The sequence below is a fragment of the Serratia sp. KG1D genome (assembly GCF_037150675.1).
Lineage (GTDB): Bacteria > Pseudomonadota > Gammaproteobacteria > Enterobacterales > Enterobacteriaceae > Serratia > Serratia nematodiphila.
Map to the genome: position 1 here is coordinate 546,434 of NZ_JBAGIH010000002.1, position 11,623 is coordinate 558,056.

Annotated in this window: 9 protein-coding genes; 4 read left to right on the top strand and 5 right to left on the bottom strand. The window is 56.9% G+C overall.

Going from position 1 to position 11,623, the window contains the following annotated elements; genetic code table 11:
• The first annotated feature begins 135 nt into the window (after window positions 1-135).
• Together WFM45_RS14360 and WFM45_RS14365 are read left to right on the top strand one after the other, a co-directional pair.
• Entirely contained in the window at window positions 136-768 is a 633-nt protein-coding gene (locus tag WFM45_RS14360; RefSeq protein ID WP_336956153.1) for a response regulator transcription factor, read from the top strand.
• Window positions 765-2,543, top strand: a complete 1,779-nt coding sequence (locus WFM45_RS14365) for a hybrid sensor histidine kinase/response regulator (RefSeq protein WP_336956155.1) — start codon at window positions 765-767, stop codon at window positions 2,541-2,543. The genes WFM45_RS14360 and WFM45_RS14365 overlap by 4 nt, the downstream gene beginning before the upstream one ends.
• 14 nt (window positions 2,544-2,557) lie before the next feature.
• On the opposite strand, the gene WFM45_RS14370 is transcribed toward WFM45_RS14365, so the two are convergent.
• Window positions 2,558-3,391, bottom strand: a complete 834-nt coding sequence (locus tag WFM45_RS14370) for an enoyl-CoA hydratase/isomerase family protein (protein WP_031299942.1) — start codon at window positions 3,389-3,391, stop codon at window positions 2,558-2,560.
• A gap of 122 nt (window positions 3,392-3,513) precedes the next feature.
• Here WFM45_RS14370 and WFM45_RS14375 point away from each other — a divergent pair, with 122 nt between their 5' ends.
• A complete protein-coding gene (locus tag WFM45_RS14375; protein ID WP_197759134.1) occupies window positions 3,514-3,888 on the top strand; it encodes a winged helix-turn-helix transcriptional regulator in 375 nt (124 codons plus the stop codon).
• A gap of 336 nt (window positions 3,889-4,224) precedes the next feature.
• Here the strand turns inward: WFM45_RS14375 and WFM45_RS14380 are convergent, their stop codons facing one another.
• The 4 genes from WFM45_RS14380 to guaB all read right to left on the bottom strand — a co-directional run bounded on the left by WFM45_RS14380 (window position 4,225) and on the right by guaB (window position 10,075).
• Window positions 4,225-5,148, bottom strand: a complete 924-nt coding sequence (locus WFM45_RS14380; RefSeq protein WP_033632352.1) for a hypothetical protein — start codon at window positions 5,146-5,148, stop codon at window positions 4,225-4,227.
• Window positions 5,149-5,150: 2 nt separating this feature from the next.
• Window positions 5,151-6,218 (bottom strand): hypothetical protein, encoded by a 1,068-nt coding sequence (locus WFM45_RS14385; protein WP_050501240.1) that lies wholly within the window; start codon window positions 6,216-6,218, stop codon window positions 5,151-5,153.
• 712 nt (window positions 6,219-6,930) lie between these two features.
• Complete coding sequence (guaA, locus tag WFM45_RS14390; RefSeq protein WP_015378768.1) at window positions 6,931-8,508, bottom strand: glutamine-hydrolyzing GMP synthase; 1,578 nt, start codon at window positions 8,506-8,508, stop codon at window positions 6,931-6,933.
• A gap of 103 nt (window positions 8,509-8,611) precedes the next feature.
• The gene (guaB, locus tag WFM45_RS14395) at window positions 8,612-10,075 is read right to left on the bottom strand and encodes an IMP dehydrogenase (protein ID WP_004941460.1); all 1,464 of its coding nucleotides are present in this window, start codon (window positions 10,073-10,075) and stop codon (window positions 8,612-8,614) included.
• A gap of 170 nt (window positions 10,076-10,245) precedes the next feature.
• On the opposite strand from guaB, the gene xseA reads away from it, so the two are divergent.
• Entirely contained in the window at window positions 10,246-11,622 is a 1,377-nt protein-coding gene (gene xseA / locus WFM45_RS14400; RefSeq protein ID WP_166445319.1) for an exodeoxyribonuclease VII large subunit, read from the top strand.
• The last annotated feature ends 1 nt before the right edge of the window (window position 11,623 follow it).

Below are 11,623 nucleotides of genomic sequence, written 5' to 3' on the forward strand. Positions count from 1 at the left end.
GCTTTATGTTTTCTCTTATCCAAATCCTCGAATAATATATTTCCCTTTCCTAAACGAAAAAACCCTCCTAAAGTAGGGAGGGTTGATAATAATTCATCAGACCTATCTGATATTTGAAGGCGAAAGGAGAATCCTTTGGGGCAGGATTATGCGTTGGTCGTTGATGACCATCCATTGGTAGCAAGCGGCATCGCCAATTTTCTCAGCACGCATTGCCGATTCAAACAGGCGCATGTGGTGACCAATGAAGAGAATTGCTACCGCTATATTAGGGAAAATGGCCCACCGCGTTTACTGGTGATCGATTTTTGGCTTTCTTCCGGTACAGCGTTGAAATTACTCAAAGAAGTAAAGCAACTTTACCCTCAGGTGCGGATCTTGGTGGTTAGCGGCGACGAGAATAACGATATCTGGCAGAAAGTGCACACTGCCGGCGGGCATGGATTTGTATTAAAAAACGAACCGCCTGAATTATTCGCCAGGGCGGTTTTTGCGTTGAATAATAATCAGGATTGGTTCCCTGACGGTAATGAAACCTGCATTAAAAGCCATCATGAGCACTTAAATAAGTTCAATTTAACGCCGAGGCAAATCGACGTATTAACTATGATGCTGCGCGGCCTGCCAAATAAAAGAATTGCGACGCAACTGTCTATTTCCGAACCCACCGTCAAAGAACATATCAGCAATATATTGAAAAAGATCGGCGTCAACAGCCGGGTGGAAGCCATCACGCTGTTGCACGGCAAACGGGATCCGTCGTCATGAGGTTTTTCCAGCATTTACAAAATGATGGCATCTCCCCACGCGCGCAGATCCGCCTGCTGGACAACACCTTCATGCGGCTGGTGTTCAGCTTTACCGCCGTGCCTTTCGTCGGCATCCCTTTCGCCATCTGGATTTATTTGCTGGGTGATGAACTCGGCCCAACCATTGCCTGGATCATGGTTTACCTGCTATGCGCCGTGGCGATCCGAATATGGCATCGGCGCTACCTGCGCGAGGCTAAAGAAAATGATGAAGACACCGTGCTGCGCCGCTGGCTGCCGCGCATTAATAAGGTGGCCTTTATTCACGGCTTGGGGATCTCCTCACTCTATTTAATTACGCCGCAGACCCATAACTTTGACTTTTTTCTGCTGCTCAATATCAGCATCGCCGCGATCGTCGCCGCCAACGCAACGCATCTGACGCCGGTTATCAGCACCTTTACCCGCTTTTTCTTCGCCTCCTGGGGGCTGCTGAACCTCGGCATCATCTGGCGGCTGGAAGACGTGATGTTCATCGTGCTGATGCTGAACTTGCTGTACGGCTTCGCCATTTACCGCCACGCGTTAACCTCGCATGCGTTCTTTATTCAGCAGGCGCTGCTCGAAGAACAAAGCTCGCGCCTGGCGGAGCAGTTCCGTCAGGCCAAAGAAGAGGCGGAACAGGCGCTGCTGGATAAGAACCAATTCCTGACCACCGCCAGCCACGATCTGCGTCAGCCGGTGCACGCCATGGGTTTTCTGATCGAGGCCATCATCCACAAAAACCGCGACGACAGCCTGACGCCGCAGCTGCTGGATCTGCAGCAGAGCGTGCGTTCGGTGCATTTGATGTTCAATTCGCTGCTCGATCTCAGCAAGATCGAATCCGGCAACGTGCGCACCGCCGCCACCCATGTGGATATCGGCGCCCTGCTCGACTCGGTGGTCACCCTGTTCCGCGAAGAGGCCAACAGCCGCGCCCTGGCGCTGCGCACCTGGCGCCCCAGACGGCGTATCAGCGTGATGGGCGATCCGCTGCTGGTGCGGCAATCGCTGATCAACCTGATCCAGAACGCCCTGCGCTACACGCAACGGGGGGGCGTGCTGATCGCCATCCGCCCTCGCGGCGCCGAGTGCCTGGTGGAAGTGTGGGACACCGGCGTGGGCATCGCCGACGAAGAGAAAAGCAAAATCTTCTCCCCTTACTACCGCCCCGAGCTGGCGTGGAAAATCGACAGCGCCGGCCACGGGCTGGGGCTGGCGGTGGTGGCGCGCTGCGCCAAGCTGATGAAGGTGAAGTACGGCATGCACTCCGTCGAAGGCAAAGGCTCACGCTTCTGGATGCGCTTCACGCAATACATCGGCGAAGATAAAGCGCCGGAAACCGCCGCCTACGACAATACCGCCACGCCTACCCGCTATGCACCGCTGCGCGGCGCCTGCCTGGTGGTGGACGACGATCCCTTGGTGACCTCCGCCTGGGAGAGCCTGATGAGCACCTGGGGCATCACCGTGCGCTGCGCGGCCTCCGCCGAGGAAGCCTTCGCCATTGTCGACGGCGGCTTCACGCCGTTCGCCGTGCTGTGCGACCAGCGCCTGCGTTCCGGCGAGAGCGGCTTCGACATCCTGCAGGCATTGTTCGAACGCCTGCCGGACGTAAGCGGCGCCATGGTCAGTGGCGAGTTCAATTCACCGATCCTGCAGGAGGCCGAGCAGGAAGGCTATCTGGTGCTGCGCAAGCCGCTGGAGCCGGCCAGGCTGCATGCGCTGCTGACGCAGTGGGGGGCGGGCTAGCGCGATGCGGTACCTTAGCGGGCAAGATGGCGCAGCAGGCCTTCAAGGTTGCGCTCCCCCTCCGGGGTTTGCGCCCCGGCCTTCAGCCCGCCGCGAATCAACTGTTCCGCAGCCGGGCGGGCGAACAATCCCGCCCAGGCGTCGTGCTCACGATAAAAACCGGCCTGCAAATCCGGTGCGGGCATCGCCTGTTTGGCCGCCGCAATCACGCCCTCAGGCAGTGCCGCGATATTGCGCGCTAGCCGATCGACGAAATCATCCAGCTCGGCGGCGGGCAAGGCGCGGTTAATCCAGCCATACCGCTCTGCGGTAGCGGCATCGATAAGGTCGGCGCCCAGGATCACTTCCAGAGCGCGGCCGCGAGTCATTCGGCTCGTCAGATACTGCGTCGCGCCACCGCCGGGCGTAATGCCCATCAAGGCTTCGCACTGGGCCAGCCCCGCCAGCTCTTGTGCGGCGAAAGCCATATCGGCCGCCGCAACAAACTCGGCCCCGCCGCCGCGCGCCAGCCCGGCCAGCTTAACGAGAGTGACCTGCGGCTGGGTGCGTAGCAGTTCGCCAAACGCCTGGAACGGATTTAGCCCCTCCGGCGCGTTGCTCGCCAGTTCGTCGAAAGCGTGCGGCTCATCGATCAAGGTCATGTCGACGTGAGCGATGAAAAACGCTGGGTTCGCGCTCTGGAACACCAACACGCGCGTATCCGGATCGTCACGCACCGCCAGCAATAAACGGCTGATTTCCGACATCAGCGCTACATCAAGCACGTTTACCGGCGGGTTATCGATAGCGATGGTCATCACGCCGTGCGCATGAGACAGCCTGAGTTTGCTGAAATCTGTATCTGTCATCTCAATGTCCTTTTACCTGGGGTACAAGTGCGGGTTTTTCGCGCCGTGTGTCGAATGGTATACTTTGCATACCTGACGTCAATTACGCACCTTAAGCATCCCAGGGATGCAGGAGGATACCGATGGATAAGAGCGACCTTGTTTACCGCGCTGACTGCCCAAGCCGCATCGTGCTCGATCAGATCGCAGACAAATGGTCCATGATGGTGCTGGAAGTGCTGCGCGAGCCGCAGCGCTTCAACGCCATCAAGCGCCGTCTGGATGGCGTCACGCAACGCGTGCTGACCCAGACGCTACGCAAGCTGGAACGCAACGGTATGGTGCATCGCAAAGTCTTGGACGGGCGGGTACTTGGCGTCGAGTATTCGCTGACGCCGCTCGGCAAATCCCTGCAGGGGCCGTTCTCAATACTGTTCGACTGGACGTTAGGGAATATAGAGGCGATTCAGGAGTGCCAGCGCAAGTATGATGAGCAGGACGACCAGATTGAAAATTGAGGATGGCTACTGATAAGGCATCATGCGCTCCATTGCAGGCAAGGATCGTATTTTGGGGTGGGCTTTATCTTGTACATCAGCCTCTTTTCATCTCCCACACAATGATTACCGTATGGCCCCCATCGACTCCCCCGACATGCTGGTAAGATCCGTCGCACCGCCAGAAGCGGTATTTCGGGCCTGGTGGCTGAGGTCTGATGGCAAAAGTCTGCGGGAAATGCGGGCTGAATCTCTTCACACCCGCTCACAACGTCTTCCTGAAGTCAATATTAACCAAAATGATTCAACCTGCTCTATAACGGGGAAACAGCGGAATAGATCCAGCAATCTGCCTTACTAAGTTTCATCACGGCCATCATCTATGAGGCGCAGAACTTCCGTTACTAGTGCAGCCGCGAAACGCTGCTCCTGCAGCCTCTCATTTTCCAAATTTTCATCGGTACCATGCATGAACTGCCCGTAACGCACGGGGCCCGTCAGCAGGTAGCCTTCAACGTTGTTATTACCTTCAGCAAAGCATTTCTGCAGTGCATTCAGTCCCGTCTCGATCGCTGTCTGATGTTTTCCACTTTTTATGCGATTAAGGAATTTCTCTGCAATGTCTTCAGGTTCTCCGGCGTAACGCATCACATGGATCAAATCAGCTGCATCCTTGGGTTCGTTGCGGTTATGAAACGAAATCGCTTTCAGTAGGATGAACACAACTTCATCCGCAAACCGTATAGTTTCAAATACAATCCCCGCATCCCCCTGGCCCTTATCCCCAAAGAGCATCGCAGAGATCTCTTTCTCAGCGAACCATTCATATGACATTTCAGCATAGGGGATCACGAGAGCAGAAACCGCCTCGCCGTCTATCGGGACTTCTTTGCCGGGTTTTCCGTCAGCATTGCTTCCCTGTAAAAACTCTACCAATACGGGAGAACCATCGGGAATGGGGAACTCCCAGCGCCATGCGTTTGTATCAGAGTTTTTTCTGAAGCCTCTTTCAACCAGCTGATCGTGCAGAGAGGCATAATTCTCCCCTTCAGCGATCACTTGTAGGTTGAGCACGATATCCACATCAGATGTACCATAATGTTCAGGCACCTGAGGTGCCTGCGCGGGGGTCAAATAGCGCGGGACGAGTCCGCCTATCAGGCGGAGCGTGCCTTTCATGGTGCCGAAGGTGGTCAATAAAGTGACTAATACCCGTTCACACATTTCCGTGTTAATGGCTGAGTATCCGGATCTGTCTTTCGGTTTGGTGTGGATTACCATGGTTATATCTCCAGAATTTCCCGGCGAAACTGTTCAGCAAGTTCAGCATTTCTTCCTTTACCATCCAGCAGAGACAGGTACTGAATGAAGTCACTGGCGACGGGGATGTTGTTTTCATAATTTATAAATTGCAGGGCAGCGGGGGCGCATTCATGTACAACAACGTTGTAGCCCTTTTCCGCGCGTTTAATACCCGTCAGCTGGGTAAACAGCTCCGCACTTCCGAGGGGGACGATAATCTCTGCCACATTTACGCCCGTGAGTAATGGCGTGGCCTGATTTGCCGGCAAGGCACCCGTCAGCACCCAGTTGATGTCACCGTCTGCGTGACTAACCTTGCGTTCAATTTTTCTGACGCAATCCACTGCATCCGGTGCAAACAGATACCCGTAGAGTGCACGATTTTCCCGTTGCCTGGTGGCCTCCGACCAGGCATTAAGTAAAGCGCCGGGATTAACCAGTCTGCGGCGCTGTGAACGACCGCCCTCACTGGTTTTGTCCAGCCACTCTCTCATTTCCAGCTCTCTTAAAACACCAGAAACCGTGTATGCTGAAGTTCCAGAACGCTCACTGAGTTCTTCACCTGAGAACCATTTTCCCTTTGACTGAAGTAATGCATGAACGACCATTTCCCTCGCACCAGTGAACAGATCGCCACTCCCGCGTTTCGCTGCTCTTTTGCGGGGTTTTTGTATATCGATAATTGACTGTTTATGCTTGATAAAGAGAGTGCCACCCATCTCATAATATCCAACATCATGCTTTTTGAGCATTTCTCTTGCGCCCTCACTGATCAACTCAGCGACAAAAATCGGGACAATATCAGGCTCATTGGCATTTTTCTGACAGAACTCCTCAATTCTCCAGATTGCTTGCCTGATATCCCTTGGGTAAGCCTGTTTTTTTACCTCTACGGGCATGATCCAGACCCCCTGAATACCCCTGACCTCCAGCACACAATCAATACCGTCGTCGCCCGGTAGGCCGCTCCATTTTTTAATCCTAGCTTCAAGGATGCTTTCAAGGGTCGACACCACATCCTGTAGGAGCTTGTTTTCTGATTGAATCACTACTAACGCTCCTCATAAAAATGTATTTTTCTTAGCTTCGAATTATAGTTTATCTGTACAGATAAGAAAGAGGAAAAAGCTAATCCTTAGCTAAAAAACATTGTTTAGCTGTTCAGATAAGGAATGCGTTATGGATAATGAAAGCACTGGAAGCATGGCACTAAACAAAGTTTAAGAGAGAGGCATTCGCCATAAAGTACGTAGGCGTTACGGATGGTTATCAGAAGATATCTCTAACTTATTCATATGACAGGCCATTTTCTCCTATCCGGCAGGCTGTGAGTTTTTAGCGCATTGCAACAGGCCGAAGCCTGATGACCAATAGAGAAGATACCGTTTCATCGCGTTGGTCACATATGGCTTTCCGCCACGCCCGATTGTCAGCCTGACATCGCAAATCGATATCAGATGAAAGTTTAGGGACCTAATCTTCTATTGCCGTGATTATTAAGTTAAAGTCAGATAGGAATGGCAATGTCCACTTCTGGCACTGAACTGACATCCAAACCCAATGTTTCACAGGCCAACTAGGATGTCCGTTCAAATATAAAGCAACATAATCAAAGATAAATACTCATACAAATTTTAACAGCTAAAATTTTCGTCTATCGCAATAAGCGATGCAAAAACTTACCAATCATAAAAAACCCGCAATTACGCGGGCTTAGCTATGTTTATTGCCTGTCAGTGCCAGCTATTGCTAGAAGCAGGTTTATTCCCACTCAATCGTCGCCGGCGGCTTGCCGCTGATGTCGTACACCACGCGGGAGATGCCGTCCACTTCGTTGATGATGCGGTTGGAGACGCGGCCGAGGAAGTCATACGGCAGATGCGCCCAGTGCGCGGTCATGAAGTCGATGGTTTCTACCGCACGCAGGGAGACCACCCAGTCGTATTTGCGGCCGTCGCCCATCACGCCGACCGAACGCACCGGCAGGAACACGGTGAACGCCTGGCTGACTTTGTTGTACAGGTCGGCTTTGTGCAGCTCTTCGATGAAGATGGCGTCGGCGCGGCGCAGCAGATCGCAGTACTCTTTCTTCACTTCGCCCAGCACGCGCACGCCCAGACCCGGGCCCGGGAACGGGTGACGGTACAGCATGTCGTACGGCAGGCCCAGTTCCAGGCCAATTTTGCGCACTTCGTCTTTGAACAGCTCTTTCAGCGGCTCGACCAGGCCCAGCTTCATTTCTTTCGGCAGGCCGCCCACGTTGTGGTGCGATTTGATCACGTGCGCTTTGCCGGTGGCGGAAGCGGCGGATTCGATCACGTCCGGGTAGATGGTGCCCTGCGCCAGCCATTTCACCTGCTCTTGCTTGCAGGCTTCTTCGTCGAACACTTCAACGAACACGCGGCCGATGATTTTACGCTTGGCTTCCGGCTCGTCCACGCCCGCCAGTGCGGTCAGGAAGCGGTTTTCCGCCTCGACGTGCACGATATTCAGGCCGAAGTGGTCGCCGAACATTTCCATCACCTGCTTGGCTTCGTTCAGGCGCAGCAGGCCATTGTCGACAAACACGCAGGTCAGGCGCTTGCCGATGGCGCGGTGCAGCAACATCGCGGTGACGGAGGAGTCAACGCCGCCGGACAGACCGAGGATCACGTGGTCTTCACCCACCTGCTCGCGGATGCGCTCTACCGCATCTTCGATAATGGTGGCCGGCGTCCACAGGGCTTCACACTGGCAGATGTCCAGTACGAAGCGCTCCAGCATGCGCTGGCCCTGACGGGTGTGGGTCACTTCCGGGTGGAACTGCACGCCGTAGAAGCGTTTTTCTTCGTTGGCCATAATGGCGAACGGGCAGGTATCGGTGCTGGCGACGGTCACGAAGTCGGACGGGATCGCGGTCACTTTGTCGCCGTGGCTCATCCACACGTCCAGCAGCGGTTTGCCCGCCGGGCTGATGGCGTCTTCGATGTCGCGCAGCAGCGCGCTCTCGTTGACGATTTCCACCTGCGCATAGCCGAACTCGCGTTCGTTGGAGCCCTGCACATGGCCGCCCAGCTGCATCGCCATGGTCTGCATGCCGTAGCACACGCCCAGCACCGGCACGCCGGCGTTGAACACGTAGTCAGGGGCGCGCGGGCTGCCGGCTTCGGTGGTGCTTTCCGGGCCGCCGGACAGGATGATGCCGCTTGGGTTGAATTCGCGGATCTGCGCTTCGCTAACGTCCCAGGCCCACAGTTCGCAGTAAACGCCGATTTCGCGCACGCGGCGGGCGACCAGTTGGGTGTATTGCGAACCGAAGTCCAGTATCAGGATGCGATGCTTATGGATATTTTGTGTCATGTGAGGCGAATTCCAGCAACAAGAGAAAAAGAGCGAAAATGTATGTTTTCGGGATGGGGCTTGGCGCCCCACCCCGGCCTCTCACTCAGGAGAGGTTAAGGCATCAGCCCATGCGGTAGTTCGGCGACTCTTTGGTGATGGTCACGTCGTGCACGTGGCTTTCCTGAATGCCGGCGCCGCTGATGCGCACGAACTCCGCCTTGGTGCGCAGATCGTCGATGGTGGCGCAGCCGGTCAGGCCCATGCAGGAGCGCAGGCCGCCCATCTGCTGGTGCACGATGGCTTTCAGCATGCCTTTATAGGCCACGCGGCCTTCGATACCTTCCGGCACCAGTTTGTCGGCGGCGTTATCGGTCTGGAAGTAACGGTCGGAAGAGCCTTTGGACATCGCGCCCAGCGAGCCCATGCCGCGGTAAGATTTGAACGAACGGCCCTGATACAGCTCGATTTCGCCCGGAGATTCTTCGGTGCCCGCCAGCATGGAGCCGACCATCACGCAGGATGCGCCTGCGGCGATCGCTTTGGCGATGTCGCCGGAGAAGCGGATGCCGCCGTCGGCGATAACCGGAATGCCAGTGCCTTCCAGCGCTTCCACCGCGTCGGCGATGGCGGTGATCTGCGGCACGCCCACGCCGGTCACGATGCGGGTGGTGCAGATGGAGCCAGGGCCGATACCGACTTTCACCGCGCTCACGCCGGCCTCAGCCAGCGCTTTGGCGCCCGCTGCGGTCGCGACGTTGCCGCCGACGATCTGCAGATCCGGGTATTTGGCGCGGGTTTCGCGAATGCGCTGCAACACGCCTTCGGAGTGGCCGTGCGAGGAGTCGATCAGCAGAACGTCAACGCCCGCCGCCACCAGCGCGTCAACGCGCTCTTCGTTGCCGGCGCCGGCGCCGACCGCCGCGCCTACGCGCAGACGGCCGTGCTCGTCTTTACAGGCGTTCGGCTTACGTTCCGCTTTCTGGAAGTCTTTAACGGTGATCATGCCCAGCAGATGGAAGCTGTCGTCCACCACCAGCGCTTTTTCTACGCGCTTTTCGTGCATCTTCTGCAGCACCACGTCGCGCGCTTCACCTTCTTTCACGGTGACCAGGCGATCTTTCGGCGTCATGACTGCGGTGACCGGCTGGGTCAGATCGGTCACGAAGCGCACGTCGCGGCCGGTGATGATGCCGACCAGTTCGTTGTCTTCGGTAACGACCGGGTAACCGGCGAAGCCGTTGCGCGCGGTCAGCTCTTTCACTTCCTGCAGCGTGGTGGCCGGAGTAACGGTCTGCGGGTCAGTGACTACGCCGCTTTCATGTTTCTTCACGCGGCTGACTTCTTCAGCCTGGCGCTCGATGGACATGTTTTTGTGGATGAAGCCCAGGCCGCCTTCCTGCGCCAGCGCGATGGCCAGGCCGGATTCGGTAACGGTATCCATGGCTGCGGACAGCATAGGGATGTTCAGGCGGATGGTTTTGGTCAGTTGGGTGCCGAGCTCTGCGGTGTTAGGCAGAACCGTGGAGTGGGCTGGAACCAGGAGGACGTCGTCAAACGTCAGAGCTTCTTTAGCGATACGTAGCATGGGCAATATCTCACCAGGGTGGGCTGTGAAAAAGATAAAATATTGCCGCGGCATTATACAGAGCGGAATCGGTTGCCTCCAGCACTTTCTTACAAAAAGTCTTGATTACCTTTTTCAGCCATGTAGTATCGACCAATTAAGTGATTGTTTTGAAATTTGATCTGGGTCACATGTCGCTACCTGTTTCGCCTTCCATTTTTACCGTAAGCCGCCTGAATCAGACGGTTCGCCAACTGCTGGAAAGGGAAATGGGGCAGATTTGGCTCTCCGCCGAGATCTCCAACCTCTCCCAGCCCGCCTCCGGCCACTGGTATTTCACGCTGAAGGACGACCGCGCCCAGGTGCGCTGCGCGATGTTCCGCAACAGCAACCGCCGCGTCACCTTCCGGCCGCAAAACGGCCAGCAGGTCCTGGTGCGCGCCAGCATCACGCTGTATGAACCGCGCGGCGATTACCAGCTGATCGCCGAGAGCATGCAGCCCGCCGGCGACGGCCTGCTGCAGCAGCAGTTTGAGCAACTGAAACAGCGCCTGAGCGCCGAAGGGCTGTTCGATCAGCAGTTCAAGCAGCCGCTGCCCGCGCCGGCCAAACGCGTCGGGGTGATCACCTCAGCCAGCGGCGCGGCGCTGCACGATATCCTGCAGGTATTGCAGCGGCGCGATCCGTCGCTGCCGATCGTCATCTACCCCACCTCGGTGCAGGGCGCCGAAGCGCCGATGCAGATCGTGCGCGCCATCGAGACCGCCAACCGCCGCGACGAATGCGACGTGCTGATCGTCGGCCGCGGCGGCGGTTCGCTGGAAGATCTGTGGAGCTTCAACGACGAACGCGTGGCGCGGGCGATCTTCGCCAGCCGCATTCCGATCGTCAGCGCCGTCGGCCATGAAACCGATGTCACCATCGCCGACTTCGTCGCCGATCTGCGCGCGCCGACCCCTTCCGCCGCCGCCGAACTGGTCAGCCGCAATCAGCTTGAGCTGTTGCGCCAGCTGCAGTCGCAGCAGCAGCGGCTGGAGATGGCGATGGATTACTACCTGGCGCAGCGTCAGCAGCAGTTCACCCGCATTCATCACCGTTTACAGCAGCAGCATCCGCATCTGCGCCTGGCGCGCCAGCAGACGCTGCTGTTCAAGCTGCAGCGCCGAATGGAAGACGGCATGCAGCAGCAGCTGCGCCTGGCCGCCCGCCGCAGCGAACGCGTCCAGCAGCGGCTGGCGCAGGTGCAGCCGCAGGGCCGCATTCACCGCTACCAACAGCGCGTGCAGCAGCAGGAATACCGTCTGCAGCAGGCGATGGAGCGGCAGCTCAACGCCTACCGCCAGCGCTTCGGCGTGGCCTGCAGCCAGCTGGAGACCGTCAGCCCGCTGGCGACGCTGGCGCGCGGCTACAGCGTGACGCAAACTCCGCGCGGCGAGCTGCTGAAAACCACCAAGCAGGCGCAGGTCGGCGAACTGCTGAAAACCCGTCTGCAGGATGGCTGGGTGGAAAGCGAGGTGAAAGCCATCACCGTCGCCAAGAAGCCGCGCAAGAAACGCGCGGCCGAATAGC

Coding starts and splice junctions, on each gene's coding strand:
- WFM45_RS14365 (WP_336956155.1), top strand. CDS start 765: ATGAGGTTTTTCCAGCATTTACAAAATGATGGCATCTCCCCACGCGCG.
- WFM45_RS14370 (WP_031299942.1), bottom strand. CDS start 3,391: ATGACAGATACAGATTTCAGCAAACTCAGGCTGTCTCATGCGCACGGC.
- WFM45_RS14375 (WP_197759134.1), top strand. CDS start 3,514: ATGGATAAGAGCGACCTTGTTTACCGCGCTGACTGCCCAAGCCGCATC.
- WFM45_RS14380 (WP_033632352.1), bottom strand. CDS start 5,148: ATGGTAATCCACACCAAACCGAAAGACAGATCCGGATACTCAGCCATT.
- guaA (WP_015378768.1), bottom strand. CDS start 8,508: ATGACACAAAATATCCATAAGCATCGCATCCTGATACTGGACTTCGGT.
- guaB (WP_004941460.1), bottom strand. CDS start 10,075: ATGCTACGTATCGCTAAAGAAGCTCTGACGTTTGACGACGTCCTCCTG.
- xseA (WP_166445319.1), top strand. CDS start 10,246: ATGTCGCTACCTGTTTCGCCTTCCATTTTTACCGTAAGCCGCCTGAAT.